The sequence below is a fragment of the Bradyrhizobium sp. AZCC 1721 genome (genome assembly GCF_036924715.1).
In the GTDB taxonomy this organism is placed as follows: domain Bacteria; phylum Pseudomonadota; class Alphaproteobacteria; order Rhizobiales; family Xanthobacteraceae; genus Bradyrhizobium.
Genome location: NZ_JAZHSB010000001.1, coordinates 5,680,187 through 5,696,606, shown reverse-complemented (window position 1 = coordinate 5,696,606; position 16,420 = coordinate 5,680,187). Strand labels below are relative to the sequence as shown.

At 63.4% G+C, this 16,420-nt stretch carries 14 protein-coding genes and 1 pseudogene; 11 read left to right on the top strand and 4 right to left on the bottom strand.

Annotated features, from left to right (window positions below; genetic code table 11):
- Window positions 1-9 precede the first annotated feature (9 nt).
- The gene (locus tag V1273_RS27215) at window positions 10-1,515 is read left to right on the top strand and encodes a glycosyltransferase family 39 protein (protein ID WP_334364439.1); all 1,506 of its coding nucleotides are present in this window, start codon (window positions 10-12) and stop codon (window positions 1,513-1,515) included.
- A 28-nt stretch (window positions 1,516-1,543) separates the two neighbouring features.
- On the opposite strand, the gene V1273_RS27210 is transcribed toward V1273_RS27215, so the two are convergent.
- Window positions 1,544-2,368 (bottom strand): uracil-DNA glycosylase, encoded by an 825-nt coding sequence (locus V1273_RS27210; protein ID WP_334368993.1) that lies wholly within the window; start codon window positions 2,366-2,368, stop codon window positions 1,544-1,546.
- A 133-nt stretch (window positions 2,369-2,501) separates the two neighbouring features.
- Here V1273_RS27210 and V1273_RS27205 point away from each other — a divergent pair, with 133 nt between their 5' ends.
- The 3 genes from V1273_RS27205 (at window position 2,502) to V1273_RS27195 (ending at window position 7,119) form a co-directional block, all read left to right on the top strand.
- A complete protein-coding gene (locus V1273_RS27205) occupies window positions 2,502-4,160 on the top strand; it encodes an electron transfer flavoprotein-ubiquinone oxidoreductase (protein WP_334380828.1) in 1,659 nt (552 codons plus the stop codon).
- A gap of 265 nt (window positions 4,161-4,425) precedes the next feature.
- On the top strand, window positions 4,426-6,207 hold the full coding sequence (locus V1273_RS27200) for a tetratricopeptide repeat protein (protein WP_334364437.1): 1,782 nt from the start codon (window positions 4,426-4,428) through the stop codon (window positions 6,205-6,207).
- A gap of 27 nt (window positions 6,208-6,234) precedes the next feature.
- Complete coding sequence (locus V1273_RS27195; protein ID WP_334411488.1) at window positions 6,235-7,119, top strand: 4-(cytidine 5'-diphospho)-2-C-methyl-D-erythritol kinase; 885 nt, start codon at window positions 6,235-6,237, stop codon at window positions 7,117-7,119.
- Here V1273_RS27195 and V1273_RS27190 read toward each other — a convergent pair.
- Together V1273_RS27190 and V1273_RS27185 are read right to left on the bottom strand one after the other, a co-directional pair.
- Window positions 7,116-7,745, bottom strand: a complete 630-nt coding sequence (locus V1273_RS27190; RefSeq protein ID WP_334364435.1) for a LysE family translocator — start codon at window positions 7,743-7,745, stop codon at window positions 7,116-7,118. The genes V1273_RS27195 and V1273_RS27190 overlap by 4 nt on opposite strands.
- Before the next feature lie 143 nt (window positions 7,746-7,888).
- The gene (locus V1273_RS27185; RefSeq protein ID WP_334364434.1) at window positions 7,889-8,899 is read right to left on the bottom strand and encodes a polyprenyl synthetase family protein; all 1,011 of its coding nucleotides are present in this window, start codon (window positions 8,897-8,899) and stop codon (window positions 7,889-7,891) included.
- Window positions 8,900-9,032: 133 nt separating this feature from the next.
- On the opposite strand from V1273_RS27185, the gene V1273_RS27180 reads away from it, so the two are divergent.
- From V1273_RS27180 to V1273_RS27145, 7 genes and pseudogenes are all read left to right on the top strand, one after another.
- Window positions 9,033-9,260, top strand: a complete 228-nt coding sequence (locus tag V1273_RS27180; RefSeq protein ID WP_065744676.1) for a putative signal transducing protein — start codon at window positions 9,033-9,035, stop codon at window positions 9,258-9,260.
- A complete protein-coding gene (locus tag V1273_RS27175; RefSeq protein ID WP_334411487.1) occupies window positions 9,253-10,014 on the top strand; it encodes a tRNA1(Val) (adenine(37)-N6)-methyltransferase in 762 nt (253 codons plus the stop codon). Before V1273_RS27180 ends, V1273_RS27175 begins: the two co-directional genes overlap by 8 nt.
- 248 nt (window positions 10,015-10,262) lie before the next feature.
- Window positions 10,263-11,168, top strand: coding sequence for a S49 family peptidase (locus tag V1273_RS27170; RefSeq protein WP_334364432.1), 906 nt, complete (start codon window positions 10,263-10,265; stop codon window positions 11,166-11,168).
- A 110-nt stretch (window positions 11,169-11,278) separates the two neighbouring features.
- Window positions 11,279-11,470 carry a hypothetical protein gene (locus V1273_RS27165; RefSeq protein WP_028346932.1) on the top strand — a complete coding sequence of 64 codons (192 nt, stop codon included), beginning with the start codon at window positions 11,279-11,281 and terminating at the stop codon, window positions 11,468-11,470.
- A 220-nt stretch (window positions 11,471-11,690) separates the two neighbouring features.
- Complete coding sequence (locus V1273_RS27160) at window positions 11,691-12,626, top strand: glycine--tRNA ligase subunit alpha (protein ID WP_334411486.1); 936 nt, start codon at window positions 11,691-11,693, stop codon at window positions 12,624-12,626.
- A pseudogene (glyS, locus tag V1273_RS34130) lies at window positions 12,626-15,155 on the top strand (glycine--tRNA ligase subunit beta). The gene V1273_RS27160 and the pseudogene glyS overlap by 1 nt, the downstream one beginning before the upstream one ends.
- A gap of 3 nt (window positions 15,156-15,158) precedes the next feature.
- Complete coding sequence (locus V1273_RS27145; protein WP_334364429.1) at window positions 15,159-15,761, top strand: class I SAM-dependent methyltransferase; 603 nt, start codon at window positions 15,159-15,161, stop codon at window positions 15,759-15,761.
- A gap of 260 nt (window positions 15,762-16,021) precedes the next feature.
- Here the strand turns inward: V1273_RS27145 and V1273_RS27140 are convergent, their stop codons facing one another.
- Complete coding sequence (locus tag V1273_RS27140; protein WP_334364428.1) at window positions 16,022-16,381, bottom strand: DUF1236 domain-containing protein; 360 nt, start codon at window positions 16,379-16,381, stop codon at window positions 16,022-16,024.
- Window positions 16,382-16,420: the final 39 nt, after the last annotated feature.

Below are 16,420 nucleotides of genomic sequence, written 5' to 3'. Positions count from 1 at the left end.
GGACGTTTCATGCGCTTCACATCGCTCGTTGTCGAACTGATCCGCGCCCGGCCGCGGCTGGTGGTCTGGCTCGTGGTGTTGGTGCAGGCCGCAATTTGGCTGATCCTGCCGATGCTGCTGTACCGCAGCCCGCCCGGTGATCTTGCGACCGCGCTGGCCTTCGGCCGGGAATACCAGGTCGGAACATGGCTCGGTCCGCCGCTGGCGTTCTGGCTCGCCGATATCGCGTTTCGTGCCGCCGGCAACCATATGTTCGGCGTCTATCTGTTGGCGCAGGTCTGCGCCGTCGTCACTTTCTGGATCTACTATCAACTGGGCCGCGCGATTGTCGGCGGGCAGCAGGCGGTGCTCGCGGTGCTGCTGTCGATGACGGTGGTGGCCTTCAGCTCGCCCGGCGTCGAGTTCGGCCCGCTGGTGCTGGCGCGCCCGTTATGGGCGCTGCTTTTGCTGCATTCCTGGCAATTGATCGGCCAGAACCGGCGCAACGCCTGGTTCGCCTGGTCGATCGAGGCCGGGCTTTTGTTGCTGACGACGCCGGCTGCGCTCGGATTGCTGCTGCTGCTCGCCGGATTTGCCGTTGCCACCGCGCGGGGGCGGCGCGTGCTGATGTCGCTCGATCCGCTCTATGCGCTGCTCGTGATCGCCGTCCTGGTCTTGCCCTATCTGATTTGGTTGCTCCGCGCCGATGCGCTCGCGATGCCGCCGTGGCCCGCGATCTACGATCTGGGCGGGCGCGTCCTGCAATGGGGCTGGCTACTCGTTGGCCTCGTGCTCGCAATGTCTGCCATCGTGCTGCTGGCGATCCTCAACTCCGGCCGGTTCGCCCGCCATGCCGGGGAGGCGCCGATTATCTACCGGCCGCCGGTCGATCCGCTGGCGCGCGACTTCGTCTATTTCTTTGCGCTTGCGCCGGCGCTGCTCGGAAGCCTGATCGCGGGCATCTTCAACCTCGATCATGTCGTCGGCGGGGAGGGCGTCGCCTTGTTGATGTCGGGGCTCGCCGTAATCGTGGCGAGCGGCGATCTGATCCATCTGCGGCGCCAGCGCCTGTTGCGGACGGCATGGGCGGCGGCGGTCGTCGCGCCTGCCTTGGTGACGATCGCGGCCACGCTGTTTTTGCCGTGGACCGCGAGCGAAGTGTCGACCTCGCTGCCAGCAAAGGCGATCGCGCATTTCTTCGGCGACAGCTTCGAGCGCCGGACCAACCAGCGCCTGCGTGCGGTCGCTGGCGATCCGCAATTGGCAAGCTTCATCGCCATGAACAGCGGACGTCCGCATCTGTTGCTCGATGCCACGCCGGAGCGAACCCCATGGCTGTCGGTCGCGAAATTCAACGAAACCGGCGGTGTCGTGGTCTGGCGCGCCTCCGATACCTCAGGCGCGCCGCCGCCCGATATCGCGCAACGCTTTCCCGGCCTGGTGCCGGAAGTGCCGCGCGCCTTCGAATGGATGGTGAACGGCCGCCAGCCATTGCTGCGGATCGGCTGGGCGATCGTACGGCCGAAGGCGCAGTAGAGGCGCTGCACCGCGTCCGGGACACGAGCTAATTCGCTTGCTCTAGCGCCGTTGCGATCGCGCGCAGGTCCTGCCAGGACATGCGCTTGTAGGACGGCGAGCGCAACAAATAGGCCGGGTGGAACGTCGCCATGGCGCGGATCGTGCGGGTGCCGGTGTCGTAGTCGAACCATTTTCCGCGGGTCTTCATGATGCCATCGCGGGTCGACAGCAGCGTTTGCGTCGAGGGGTTGCCGAGCGTCACCAGTATGTCGGGGTTCACGAGTTCGATCTGCCGCTGGATGAACGGCAAGCAGATTTGCGTCTCCTGCGGCGTTGGCGTCCGGTTGCCGGGCGGCCGCCAGGGAATCACGTTGGCGATGTAGGCCTTGCTGCGGTCCAGTCCGATTGCCGCGATCATCCGGTCCAGCAACTTGCCGGAACGGCCGACGAAGGGCAGGCCCTCGATGTCCTCGTCGCGTCCAGGTGCTTCGCCGACGAACATGATGCGCGCCTGCGGGTTGCCGTCGGCAAACACCAGCCGCGTCGCGGTGTTTCGGAGCGCGCAGCCGTCGAAAGTTTCCAGGAGCGCGCGCAGCGCTTCCAGCGTCGGCGCCGTTCGCGCCGCCTCGCGCGCAAGCGCGATGGCCGCCTCCGGCGCGGGCGCTATTTCGCTGCGCGGAACCGCCGGCATCGCGGCGGGCATTTCCCTGACGGGGCGGGGTGGCGCAGTCTCGCGGACAGCGATGGGGGCAGCAGGGGGGGCGGGCTCGGTCAGCCGATCGACTGGTTCCTCCATCAACGCGCAATCGACCCCGGCCTCCAGATAAAAAGCCAGCAATTGCCTGACATTAGGCGCGGGTTCGGAGATCAAATCCATGATGCCAATCTAGTATGGATCGCGCCGGCGTGAAACGCCTCGCATTGCATTTCCATGGTTGTCCTCCCCGCAAAAATCGGAAACAACGAGCCTTTAGAGCCGTTCTCAATTGGGCTGAGATCAGATCATGAGTGCAGAAGAGCTTTCTCCCCGCGAATCCATGGAATTCGACGTCGTGATCGTCGGCGCCGGGCCGTCTGGCCTCGCTGCGGCGATCCGGCTGAAGCAGCTCAATGCCGATCTCAGCATCGTCGTGGTGGAGAAGGGTTCCGAGGTCGGCGCGCACATCCTGTCGGGCGCGGTGATCGACCCGGTGTCGCTCGACAAGCTGATTCCGGATTGGCGTGAGGACGCCGATTGCCCGCTGAAGACGGAGGTCAAGGACGACCGCTTCTACTGGACCACCGCGACCAGCGCGATCCGGCTGCCGAACTTCGCAATGCCGCCGCTGATGAACAATCATCACTGCTATATCGGCTCGCTCGGCAATGTCTGCCGCTGGCTGGCGCCGAAGGCCGAGGCGCTCGGCGTCGAAATCTATCCCGGCTTTGCCGCGGCCGAGGTGCTGTATGACGATAACGGCGCGGTGCGCGGCATCGCGACCGGCGACATGGGCATCGCCAGGGACGGCAGCCACAAGGATTCATATACCCGCGGCATGGAACTGCTCGGCAAATACACGCTGTTCGCCGAAGGCGCGCGCGGCAGCCTGAGCAAGGAACTGATCGCGAAATTCTCGCTCGACGCGAAAAGCGAGCCGCCGAAATTCGGCATCGGGTTGAAGGAAGTCTGGGAGATCGATCCCGCCAAGCACCAGAAGGGCCTGATCCAGCATTCGTTCGGTTGGCCGCTCAACAACAAGACCGGCGGCGGCTCGTTCCTCTACCATTACGACGACAACAAGGTGGCGGTCGGTTTCGTCGTGCATCTCAATTACGACGATCCGTATCTCTCGCCATTCGACGAATTCCAGCGCTTTAAGACGCATCCCGCCATCCGAACCGTGTTCGAAGGCGGCAAGCGTATCTCCTACGGCGCGCGCGCCATCACCGAAGGCGGCTATCAGTCGGTGCCGCGCTTAAGTTTCCCGGGCGGCGCGCTGATCGGCTGCGCGGCAGGCTTCGTCAACGTGCCGCGCATCAAGGGCGTGCACAACGCGATGGGCAGCGGCATGCTCGCGGCCGAACATGTTGCGGCGGCGCTCGGCGCCGGCCGCGCCAATGACGAACTGGTGGAATACGAAAACGCCTGGCGCGATTCCGCCGTAGGTCGAGACCTGCACCGGGTCCGCAACGTCAAGCCACTATGGTCGAAATTCGGCACCATCATCGGCGTGGCGCTCGGCGGCTTCGACATGTGGTGCAACACGCTGGGCTTCTCGCTGTTCGGAACCCAGTCGCACGCCAAGTCCGACCGCAAGACGCTGGATCCGGCCAAGGCGCATGTGCCGATCGCCTACCCCAAGCCGGATGGCAAGCTCACCTTCGACAAGTTGTCCTCGGTGTTCCTCTCCAACACCAACCATGAGGAGGACCAGCCGGTTCATCTCAAGGTCGCCGACATGAACCTGCAGAAGGCATCCGAGCACGATGTCTATGCCGGTCCGTCGAACCGCTATTGCCCGGCCGGCGTCTATGAATGGGTCGAGGAGGCTTCAGGTCCGCGCTTCCAGATCAACGCCCAGAACTGCGTCCATTGCAAAACCTGCGACGTGAAGGACCCGAACGGCAATATCACCTGGGTTCCGCCGGAAGGCGGCGGTGGGCCGAATTACCAGGGCATGTAGAGAGGCCGTATAGACCACGATTGCGTGAGTTGGAGGAGGGTGATACCGCCTCCGGCCACGATACCGCCACAGTAAAAGCGTTTCCGGGTTGGGCTGGCTAAATCGGAGCCCTAAGGGCCTATCTGCCAATCGATTCGCCAACCCGTATCCTTGCGGTTGAAGGCCAAAAGCGGCATTGTCGCAGGCTGAGATGCCGCCGCTTGGGTTTGCATTCGAGACCGATCGTAACGATCCCGCCATACATCCTGGAGCTAGGCGAACTGTGATGCTTTCCACTCGTATGAATCGTTGGACCATCGCCGCAATTACTGTTGCTAGCCTGGCCGCGCCTGGCGTGGCCTGGGCCCAGACGCCCGAACATACGGCCGACAACGCCGCGCAATTCCCCACCAAATCCGATCTGAAGTCGCTGACGACGGCAGGCAGCTATCTCGCCGCGCGCCATGCCAGCGTCGAGCGCGATGCGGCCTCGGCTGCGGCATTCTATCGCTCCGCGCTGCGCACCGATCCGAAGAACAACGAACTCCTGGATCGCGCCTTCATCTCTTCGCTCGCCGATGGCGACATCGATGAAGCGGTCAAGCTCGCCGATCGCATCCTGACGATGGACAAGGCGAACCGCGTCGCGCGGCTGGTGGTCGGCGTCCGCGACCTCAAGCAGAAGAAATATGCGGCCGCGCAGCTCAACATCAACCAGTCGATCCGCGGACCGATCACCGACCTGGTGGCGACGCTGTTGTCGGGATGGGCGAGCTACGGCGCGGGCGATGCCAAGACCGCGGTTGCCAATATCGACAAGCTGACCGGACCTGAATGGTATCCGATCTTCAAGGATCTCCACACCGGCATGATCCTGGAGATCTCTGGCAAGGACAAGGACGCCGGCACGCGGTTCGAGCGCGCCTACAAACTCGACGATTCAATGCTGCGCGTGTCCGACGCCTATGCGCGCTGGCTGTCTCGCAACAAGGATGGCGCGGCGGCGGCCGGCATTTACGAAGCGTTCGACAAGAAGTTGCCGCGGCATCCGCTGGTGCAGGAAGGCCTGCGCGAGACCCGGGCCGGCAAGAAGATGTCGGCGCTGGTCGATTCGGCGCAGGCCGGCGCGGCCGAGGCGCTGTACGGAATCGGCGCCACGCTGACACGCCGCGGCGGCGAGGATCTGGCGCTGGTCTATCTGCAGCTCGCGCTCTACCTGCAGCCCAATCATCCGCTGGCGCTGTTGTCGCTCGCCGATCTCTACGAGTCCGTGAAGAAGCCGCAGATGGCGATCAAGGTCTACGAGCGCATGCCGGCCAGTTCGCCGCTCAAGCGCAATGCGCAGATCCAGCTCGCCACCAATCTCGACGCCGCCGACCGCAGCGAAGAGGCGATCAAGATCCTGAAAGGCGTCACCGCGGACGCGCCGAAGGACATCGAAGCCATCATGGCGCTCGGCAACATCGAGCGCGGCCGCAAGAAGTTCAGCGATTGCGCCAATACCTATACGCTGGCGATCGACGCGATGCCCGGGGTGACGGACAAGAACACCTGGGTCACTTATTACTATCGCGGCATTTGCGAGGAACGTTCCAAGCAGTGGAGCAAGGCCGAGGCCGACATGCGCAAGGCGCTGGAGCTGCAGCCCGAGCAACCGCATGTCCTGAACTATCTCGGCTATTCCTGGATCGACCAGGGCATCAACCTCGACGAAGGCATGAAGATGATCCGGCGCGCCGTCGACCAGCGCCCCGATGACGGCTACATCGTGGATTCGTTGGGCTGGGCGTTTTACCGGATCGGCAATTTTGAAGACGCGGTAAAGCATCTCGAGCGTGCGATCGACCTCAAGCCGGAGGATCCGACCATCAATGACCATCTCGGCGATGCCTATTGGCGCGTCGGGCGGACGCTGGAAGCCAAATTCCAGTGGGCCCATGCCCGCGACCTCAAGCCCGAGGCGGAGGAATTGCCGAAGATCGAAGCCAAGATTGCCAACGGCCTGCCCGAAGACACTTCCTCTGCGGCTTCCGCCGACAAGAAGAAAGAAGACGGCAGGGGTGGCTGAGGCAAGGACTTTGGGGGCTGTTCGGCAATGCCGCTGTTGAGTGACAAGGCGCGCGCCAAGGTCAACCTGACCTTGCGGGTGAATGGCCGCCGTGCCGACGGCTACCATGATCTCGAAAGCGTGGTGGCGTTCGCCGACTGCGCCGACCGACTGACGCTGACGCCGGGTGCGGATCTGGATTTGAAGATGTCGGGACCGCTGGCGCAGGCCTGCGGCGAGACCTCGGACAATCTGGTGCTCAAGGCCGCGCGCCTCTTGGCCGAGCGCGTACCGGATATGAAAGCCGGCAGCTTTACGCTCGACAAGGTCTTGCCGGTCGCGGCCGGTATCGGCGGCGGTTCGGCCGATGCCGCGGCGGCGCTGCGGTTGCTTGCACAGTTGAACGGGCTCGCGCTCGACGATCCCCGCATCGTCGAGGTCGCGCAACTGACCGGCGCCGACGTGCCGGTCTGCGTTAACTCACGCGGCTGCGTCATGACCGGCGTCGGCGAAACGCTGCAGCCGCTCAGTCTGCCGAAAATGCCGTGCGTGATGGTCAACCCCGGCGTTGCCGTCGCGACCCGCGACGTTTTCAATGCGCTGGGCCTGCGCAGCGGCGAATTGCTGGTCGGTGTCACCGACGTGCTGCTGCGGGACCGCTGGCCGGACGAGAAGGCGTCGCTGGAAGACTGGGTCGAAGCGCTCGCCGCCAGCTCCAACGATCTGGAAGCGCCCGCCATGCGTGTCCAGCCCGTGATCGGCGACGTCATCGCAGCGCTCAACGCGACCAACGGCGCCTGGCTGGCGCGGATGTCCGGCTCCGGCGCCACCTGCTTTGCGATCTACGAGAACACCGTCGAAGCCGGACGCGCGGCAGAGCAGATCCGGCGCGATCACCCCGGATGGTGGGTGCATGCGGGAACGCTGAGTTAGCTCGCAGGCCGCCGCGCCAGCGCCAGCGAAACACCGAGGCCCGCGATGAACAGCCCCGAGCCCTGTCGCAATCGTTGAAGCAAGTTCGGCCTGCGCGTGAGACCACTGCGCGCCGTCGCGGCCATCATTACCACGATGATATCGACAAGCGTGTTCAGCGCGACCGAGATCAGGCCCAGCGCCATGAACTGGAGCGCCGGATAGCTGCCGGCCGGGTCGAGGAATTGCGGAATGAAGGCCAGGAAGAACGCCGCGGTCTTCGGGTTCAAGGCTTCGACCAGCACGCCTTCCCGAAACGCCCGCTCTGTACCGACCGCGACGGCTTGTTGCGGCAGCAGATCGCGCGCTTCGCGAAACGTCTTGATGCCGAGCCACACGAGATAGATTGCGCCGGCGAATTTGAGCGCGGTGAACAGCTCAGCGCTGGCCAGGATGAGCGCCGAGACCCCAAGCCCGCCCGCGACCACATGCACCAAGCCGCCAAGCGCAGTCCCGAACGTCGAAGCGATACCGGCGCTCTTGCCGCCCGACAGCGTCCGTGCGGCGACGTAAAAGATTCCTGGACCGGGGACGGCGGCGATGACGAGCGCGGCCAAGAGGAACAACGTGAAGTTGGTGCTGTTCAATGCGATCTCTCTCGTAGGATGGGTAGAGCGCTGTCATCACCCGCGAAGGCGGGTGATCCAGTATTCCAGAGACATCAGTGATTGAATCGATAGGCCGCGGCGTACTGGATACCCCGCCTTCGCGGGGTATGACGGAAGCGGAATCAATGTGACCTCGCCAGACAGAACGCCACGACCTGTTCGAGTGCGGTTTTCATCGGCGAGGCCGGGAATAGCGCGAGCGCGTCGACGGCCATTGCGCCGTAGTGCTGGGCGCGGCTGATCGTGTCCTCCAGCGCGCGGTGCTTGGTCATCAGGCCGATGGCATGATCGAGGTCGCTGTCGCCGATCTCGCCACGCTCCAATGCCTTGATCCAGAACTTCCGCTCGCTGTCATTGCCGCGGCGGAACGCCAGCACCACCGGCAGCGTGATCTTGCCTTCGCGGAAATCGTCGCCGATGTTCTTGCCGAGTTTCGCGGCCTTGCCGCCATAGTCCAGCACGTCGTCGACGAGCTGGAATGCGATGCCGAGATTCATGCCGACCGAGCGGCATGCGGTCTGCTCGGCCTTCGGGCGGTTGGCGATCACGGGTCCGACTTCGCAGGCGGCGGCGAACAATTCGGCGGTCTTGCCCCTGATCACGGCGAGGTATTCGTCCTCGGTGGTCGCAGTGTTCTTGGCCGCCGCAAGCTGCATCACTTCGCCTTCGGCGATGGTGGCCGCAGCCGAGGAGAGAATGTCGAGCGCACGCAGCGAGCCGACCTCGACCATCATGCGAAAGGCCTGGCCGAGCAGGAAGTCGCCGACCAGCACGCTGGCCTCATTGCCCCACAGCATCCGCGCCGACAGCTTGCCGCGGCGCAGTTCGCTCTCGTCGACTACGTCGTCGTGCAGCAGGGTTGCCGTGTGCATGAACTCGACCGCGGCGGCGAGCTTGATATGGCCGTCCCCGGAATAGTTGGAGAGCTGGGCCATCGCCAGCGTCAGCATCGGGCGCAGACGTTTGCCGCCGGATGAGATCAGGTGGTTGGCGACCTCCGGAATCATGGTGACTTCCGATCCCGTGCGCGACAGGATCGTGGCGTTGACCCGCTCCATGTCGGCGGCGACCAGCCCGACCAGCGCATCTATCGAAGCGTTCGACGGGCTTTCGAAGGGTACAATAACCGCCACATGGGTCTCCAATTTTGGCCAATTCGCGCTATCCTTGTTCTACAATAGAAAGTGCCGGCAATCGCGGCAAGGGCACGTAGCGGTTGACGGACCCCGTGCCGTCGTCGCATCGGGGCGAAAAGGAGAACACCACTTGCGGGAATTGGTCAGGACCAACGATATCGTGCTGGTTTCTGCGATCGGCGCGCTGCTCGACGGCGCCAATATCCATCATCTGGTGCTGGACCAGAACATGAGCGTCATCGAGGGATCGCTCGGCATCCTGCCACGCCGCATCCTGGTTCATGAGGACGACAATCGCGCAGCCCGCCAGTTGCTGGCCGAGGCGGGTCTGGCTCACGAATTGCGCCCCGATGACTGACCTCGAACTCACCGAGGATGCGTTTCTCGGCGGGCAATTGCGTTTGAAGCAACTGAAATCGGGACATCGCGCCGGTCATGATGCAGTGCTGCTGGCGGCAGCGACGGCAGCCCGTCCGGGTGACCGCGTGGCCGATCTCGGCGCCGGCGTCGGCGTCGCGGGGCTTGCGGTTGCCAGGCGCGTGGCCGGCATCGATCTGGTTCTGGTCGAGATCGATGCTGTGCTGGCGGGCCTTGCGCGCGCCAATGCGGAGGCGAATGCGATTCGAGCCGACGTGATCGTGCTTGACGTGGAGGCCGATGCTACGGCCTTTGCCGCTGCCGGACTCCTTCCTGACAGCGTCGATGCGGTGCTGATGAATCCGCCCTTCAACGACCCGGCGCGGCATCGCGTCTCGCCGGACACGGCACGCGGGACCGCGCATATGGCGACCGCAACGACGCTCTCGAAATGGATTCACGCGGCGCGGCGCATTCTCAAATCGAAGGGAGCACTGACGCTGATCTGGCGTGCCGATGGAATCGCCGAAGTGCTCTCGGCGCTCGATCACGGTTTCGGGAGCCTGCAGGTGCTGCCGGTTCACGGTGACGCACGGGGGCCTGCCAATCGCATCCTGGTTCGCGCCACCAAGGGTGGGCGGGCGCCGACGCAAATCCATCCCGCCCTGATGCTCAATGACGAGCAAGGTCAGCCCCATAAAAGGGGGCAGGAGATTCTGGCCGGGAAGGGAACCTTGCCGTTGGCGAACCTGTAAAGTCGGCCCGCAACTCCCAATTACTCGCTATTGCGGAAGCGTCTCGGACTGTTGTTTGGGCGCCGACGTAAAGTGAATCGCGGTCAGAAGGCTGCCGATGAGCATTATCAGCAGGTAGATTTTCATGTCAGTCTCCGCTGCGCCATTGCAGTCTCTCGTCTGCGATGCAAAAGGCGTCCTGCCAAAAGGCGTTCCGGCCTTTCCAATGACATTGGTGTGATAAAAAATGGTTAATTCGAGGTAACGGCATGAGTGAACAATTAAGTGATCGCACGGGATTGCCGGGCCTCATTGACAGGATGAAACGATTCATTCCGGCAAAATTCCGGCGCGACGTCCCGGTCGTTCCGGTGGTTCGCCTGTCGGGCGTCATCGGTGCGGTGACGCCATTGCGGCCGGGCCTGACGCTGGCCGGCATCGCCAAAACGCTCGAACGCGCGTTCGCCACCCGACACGCCAAGGCGGTGGCGCTGGTGATCAATTCGCCCGGCGGCTCGCCGGTGCAATCGCGACAGATCTATTTGCGGATCAGGCAGCTTGCTGCGGAAAAGAAACTGCCGGTGCTGGTGTTCGTCGAGGACGTCGCGGCATCCGGCGGCTACATGATCGCCTGCGCGGGCGACGAGATATTCTGCGATCCGTCCTCGATCCTCGGCTCGATCGGTGTGGTCGGCGGCAGTTTCGGCTTTCAGGACTTGATCAAGAGGATTGGTGTCGAGCGGCGGCTTTACACGGCAGGCGAGCACAAGGCGATGCTGGACCCCTTCTTGCCCGAAGACCCGGATGACGTCGCCCGCCTGAAGACGCTTCAGCGCGAGATCCACGCCATCTTCATCGCGCTGGTCAAAGGCAGCCGCGGTGCACGCCTCAAGGGGGCCGACGACGTCCTGTTCACCGGCGAATACTGGGCGGGCGAGAGATCGGTGTCGCTCGGCCTTGCGGACAAGATCGGCGATCTCCGCTCGACGCTGCGCGAGCGCTATGGTGACAAAGTGCTGACGCCCCTTATCGCGCCGGCAAGCGGAATGCTGGCCGGGCTGTTGGGCCGGAGATCACCGGGCGCGGGTTCGCTGGCCGACGGTATCGGGGGATTGCCGGATGACCTGATTTCGGCGCTGGAGACCCGGGCAATTTGGGCCAAATTCGGGTTCTAGGCCGGGGGTACCCGCGCCATTTAGTCCCAAAAGCGTAATTGCGATGCAGGCCGGCTTCGGCGAGAATGCGAGCCATTGGGGGCTGACACCTGAACGACAAGGATCGACCGATGCCGCCGCTGATCGCATTCGCGGGTGCCCTGGGAGGGCTCGCCGTGGTCCGCTGGGCCTACAAGACCGCCGTCCGCATCAACAGGGAACTCGAAGAGGCACGGCTGGCGCGCGTCGCCGAGGCCACACAGACGGCCGACATCCCAACGCTGCGCCGCGACCCCGTCACCGGCGCTTACCGGCCGGGCTAGCCTCCGTCCTGAGGGGCGGGCGACAGCCCGCGTCTCGAAGGATGGCCCACACGTTCGGGGCCTCATGGCTCGTTCGGCGATGCTGGCATCGTCCTGAGACGCGCGGCCCGCCGCGCTTCTCACCATGAGGAATACAAGGCTCCATCGCCTTGATTCCCTGCCCCTACGCCGATACGGTCCCGCGCACTTCAAACCCCCCTTCGCGAGACCGATTCTGCCGATGGACGCTTTGCCTGCCCATATGCGCCCGGAACGTTCGTTCCAGGGCTTCATCCTTGCTCTCCAGCGGTTCTGGGCGGAGCAGGGCTGCGTGATCCTGCAGCCCTACGACATGGAAATGGGCGCAGGCACCTTCCATCCGGCGACGACACTCCGCGCGTTGGGGCCGAAGCGCTGGAATGCGGCCTATGTGCAGCCCTCGCGCCGGCCGAAGGACGGACGCTACGGCGAGAACCCCAACCGGCTGCAGCACTATTATCAGTTTCAGGTGATCATGAAGCCGTCGCCGCCGAACCTTCAGGATCTGTACCTGAAGTCGCTGGCCGCGATCGGCATCGATTCGAGCCTGCACGACATCCGCTTCGTCGAGGACGATTGGGAAAGCCCGACGCTTGGCGCATGGGGGCTGGGCTGGGAGTGCTGGTGCGACGGCATGGAAGTCAGCCAGTTCACTTACTTCCAGCAGGTCGCGGGCGTCGAATGCGCACCCGTTTCCGGCGAGCTCACCTACGGACTCGAGCGTCTTGCGATGTATGTGCAGGGCGTCGACCGCGTCTACGATCTCAACTTCAATGGCCGCGACGGCGCCGACAAGGTCACCTATGGTGACGTCTTCCTGCAGGCCGAGCAGGAATATTCCCGGCACAATTTCGAGCACACCGATACGGCGATGCTGTTCGAGCAGTTCAAGATGGCCGAAGACGCTTGCAAGAAATATCTCGCGGCCGGGTGGAAGGAGGGCGGTAATCAGAAAGAACATCTGATGGCGCTGCCGGCCTATGACCAGTGCATCAAGGCGAGCCATGTCTTCAACCTGCTCGATGCGCGCGGCGCGATCTCGGTGACGGAGCGGCAGAGCTACATCATGCGCGTGCGCGAATTGGCAAAGGCCTGCGGCGAGGCCTGGGTTCACACCGAAGCGGGCAGGGCGGTCTGATGCCTGATCTTCTGCTGGAATTGTTTTCCGAGGAAATCCCCGCGCGCATGCAGGCGAAGGCGGCGGACGATCTGCGCCGCATGGTGACCGACAAAGCTCGTCGCGGAGGGCCTGGTCTATGAAGGCGCGAAAGCGTTCGCGACGCCGCGGCGGCTGGCGCTGACCGTGCACGGCGTTCCGGCGCAGCAGTCCGACCTCAAGGAAGAGCGCCGCGGCCCGCGCGTCGGCGGCCCCGATGCCGCGATCCAGGGATTCTTGAAGGCGACCGGTCTGGCCAGGATCGAAGACGCCAAGATCCAGACCGACCCGAAGAAGGGCGACTTCTACATCGCCCTGATCGAAAAGCCGGGCCGCGCCACCATCGATGTGCTCGCTGAGATTCTGCCGGTCATCATCCGAACCTTCCCGTGGCCGAAGTCGATGCGCTGGGGCGCTCGTTCGACCAAATCGGGTTCGCTCTCCTGGGTGCGGCCGCTGCACTCGATCATCGCGACCTTCGGTCCGGAGACCGAAGAACCCGATGTGGTAAAGTTTTCCGTCGACGGCATCGAGGCCGGGCAGACCACGTTCGGCCACCGCTTCATGGCGCCGTCGGCGATTCCGGTGCGGCGCTTCGCGGATTACGAAGCCAAGCTGAAGGCCGCGAAGGTCGTACTCGATCCGCAGGCGCGCAAGGACATCATCCTCGCCGACGCCAAGCAATTGGCGTTCGCGCAAGGCTTTGAGCTGGTCGAGGACCAGGGGCTCTTGGACGAGGTCGCCGGCCTCGTCGAATGGCCGGTCGCGCTGATGGGCTCCTTCGATGAGGAATTCCTGCCGATCCCGGGCGAAGTGATCCGCGCCACCATCCGCAACAACCAGAAATGCTTTGTGGTGCGCGACCCCAAGACCGGGAAGCTCGCCAACAAATTTATTCTGACTGCCAACATTGAAGCGACCGACGGCGGCAAGGTGATCGTCGCCGGCAACGAGCGCGTGATCCGCGCGCGGTTGAGCGATGCAAAATTCTTCTACGAGACCGACCTGAAGACGAAGCTGGAGAGCCGGCTGCCAAAATTCGAGCAGATCGTGTTTCACGAGAAGCTTGGCACGCAGGCGGAGCGGATCAAACGGATCGAACGGCTGGCGGCCGAGATCGCGCCGCTGGTCGGCGCCGACGTCGCGAAGGCCAAGCGAGCCGCGCATCTGGCAAAAGCCGATCTGTTGACCGAAGTCGTCGGCGAATTCCCGGAGCTGCAGGGCCTGATGGGGAAGTACTATGCGCAGGCGCAAGGCGAAGACGCCTCCGTCGCCGCCGCGAGCGAGGACCATTACAAGCCACAGGGGCCGACTGATCGCGTGCCGAGCGATCCGGTGAGTGTGGCGGTGGCGCTGGCCGACAAGATCGACACGCTGGTCGGGTTCTGGGCGATCGACGAGAAACCGACGGGAAGCAAGGACCCCTATGCGTTGCGGCGGGCGGCGCTGGGCGTCATCAGGATCGTTCTGAGTAATCAAATCCGCATAGATCAAGTTGACTTTCTAGCACGGCTGTTTCGGCAGCGGTTGGCATTCGGTGCCGGGTATCTTATTTGGCGGCGCATTACAGAAAGCTCGGGCCGCGACGTCGATTATCAAATAGCGATGTTATTGAAGGAATTTCCATTCGAGACTGCGTATCTTGATCACGACGGATTGCTTTCTTCGTATATTGGAGTCGTGATCGGAGCGATCGAAGACGAAAAGCAGCCCGGTGGTGAGTTTAACTTTGGCTCATTGGCAAATTCTGAGGCGCTGCGACGGAATGTTGAAGTTTGCTGGGAGGACAACAACACGTTTGGCTGGAAGGTCTCTTCCGCGAGCGAGGCACTAGGTAATGCCAACAGTTTGATCGGGCGGATTGTTGCCTTAGCGGACTTCAATCTTGCTCATTCAGATTACAAAGATCTCAGCGTTTGGCCGTCCCGGCAGCCTCCGGGGTCAGTCGAAGATATCAATTTGATTCGGTTTACTCGCAAGAATGCAACGGATCTGCTTTCCTTCTTTGCGGATCGCCTGAAAGTCCAACTCCGCGAACAAGGAGCGCGTCATGATCTTGTCGACGCCGTCTTTGCGTTGGAAGGCCAGGATGACCTGCTGCTGGTCGTCCGTCGCGTCGAGGCGCTCGGCAAGTTCCTCGACACCGACGACGGCAAGAACCTGCTTGCAGGGACCAAGCGCGCGAGTAACATCCTCGCGATCGAGGAAAAAAAGGACAAGCGCACGTTCGACGGTGCGCCAGATGCCGGGCTCTACGCGCTTGCCGAAGAAAAGGCGCTCGCCAAGGCGATCGACCAGGTCAAGAGCGAGGCCGGAGCCGCAGTGCAGAAGGAAGATTTCGCCGCGGCGATGAGCGCAATGGCGAAGCTGAGGCCCGCGGTCGATGCGTTCTTCGACAAGGTCAAGGTCAATGCCGATGAACCTGATGTTCGCGAGAATCGACTAAAACTCCTGAACGAAATCCGCGCGGCGACCCGCGCGGTTGCGGATTTTTCCAAGATCGAAGGCTAGACCATGGATCCTCAGACGCTCGCCGCTTATGACCAGGATGCGGCGGCGTGCGCGAAGGACTGGCTCGGTCAGCCGGCGCCCGTCGACCTGCAGGAAGTCGTCGAACGCTTTTTCGTGCGCGGTGGCAATTCGGCCGATATCGGCTGCGGCTGCGGCCGCGAGGTCGCCTGGCTTCACACCCACGGCTTTTCGGCGATGGGCTTCGACGCCTCGGAGGGCCTGCTCAACGAAGCGCGCCGGCGCTATCCGTCGTGCAAGTTCGCGCATGCCGAATTGCCCGATCTGCGCGGTATCGGCACGTTCGATAACGTGCTGTGCGAAACCGTGATCATGCATCTCGACCGCAAGGAGATTGCGGCATCGGTCCGCCGCCTGCTCGATATCGTCAAGCCCAGCGGCATTCTCTATCTGAGCTGGCGCGTCACCGAGGGCGCCGATCAGCGCGACGCGCAGGGACGGCTTTACGCCGCGTTCGATCCGGCGGTCGTGCAGGCGGAGCTGACGACCGCGACCGTATTGCTCGACGAAGAGATCGTCAGCGCCTCATCGGGAAAGAAGATTCACCGGCTGGTGGTGAAGAAGCCTGGATTGGAAATCAGGGAATAGCTGACCGCTGCCCGTGCCCCGGATGCTGCGCAGCACGAAGTGGTGCGCTGCCAAGCCGGGGCCCATCTCGCCTCAATCATACATAGGTCCCGGCTCTGCGGTGCATCGCTCCGCGCTGCACCGCGTCCGGGACACGACAGTGAACGAGCGCACAGAAAGACCCCGCCCGGAGGGGACGCCGGGCGGGGCTTCTTGTCCGGTCGTATCTCGCGCACATCCGCTTGCGCGGCGCCCGGACCAATCGTTCAGGCTACTGAAGGTCAATCGACCACCTGAACGATGCGGCGCGAACGCGGTTCGACCAATATCGTCTGGCCGTTCACCACGGTGTAGCGATAGGGCGTCACCCCGAACGATTGCGGCACGTCGTAGTAGGTCACGCCGGTTTCCGGCAGCACGGCGCCAACCGTCACACGCTCGGAAATAGTGTAATTCGGCACGCGCTCACGCACGATGTATTCGCGGAAGGCCGGACGCACGTCGGGCGCGATGCCTTCTACATGTTCACCGATGACGACCGCGCTGCCGCCACCTGTGCCGATCGTGGATTGCGCCTGAGCCGCGATCGGGACGGCCATCGCGCCCGCGATCGCCGCAATGGCAAATAGTCTGTTCCGCATGGTCAACTCCTTCGCGAGAAGAGGTGCCGGCTTTCGCCA

What these genes read in the sequence shown, in the direction of transcription:
- V1273_RS27215 (WP_334364439.1), top strand. Translation starts at nt 10, where the DNA reads ATGCGCTTCACATCGCTCGTTGTCGAACTGATCCGCGCCCGGCCGCGG.
- V1273_RS27205 (WP_334380828.1), top strand. Translation starts at nt 2,502, where the DNA reads ATGAGTGCAGAAGAGCTTTCTCCCCGCGAATCCATGGAATTCGACGTC.
- V1273_RS27200 (WP_334364437.1), top strand. Translation starts at nt 4,426, where the DNA reads ATGCTTTCCACTCGTATGAATCGTTGGACCATCGCCGCAATTACTGTT.
- V1273_RS27195 (WP_334411488.1), top strand. Translation starts at nt 6,235, where the DNA reads ATGCCGCTGTTGAGTGACAAGGCGCGCGCCAAGGTCAACCTGACCTTG.
- V1273_RS27175 (WP_334411487.1), top strand. Translation starts at nt 9,253, where the DNA reads ATGACTGACCTCGAACTCACCGAGGATGCGTTTCTCGGCGGGCAATTG.
- V1273_RS27170 (WP_334364432.1), top strand. Translation starts at nt 10,263, where the DNA reads ATGAGTGAACAATTAAGTGATCGCACGGGATTGCCGGGCCTCATTGAC.
- V1273_RS27165 (WP_028346932.1), top strand. Translation starts at nt 11,279, where the DNA reads ATGCCGCCGCTGATCGCATTCGCGGGTGCCCTGGGAGGGCTCGCCGTG.
- V1273_RS27160 (WP_334411486.1), top strand. Translation starts at nt 11,691, where the DNA reads ATGGACGCTTTGCCTGCCCATATGCGCCCGGAACGTTCGTTCCAGGGC.
- V1273_RS27145 (WP_334364429.1), top strand. Translation starts at nt 15,159, where the DNA reads ATGGATCCTCAGACGCTCGCCGCTTATGACCAGGATGCGGCGGCGTGC.
- V1273_RS27140 (WP_334364428.1), bottom strand. Translation starts at nt 16,381, where the DNA reads ATGCGGAACAGACTATTTGCCATTGCGGCGATCGCGGGCGCGATGGCC.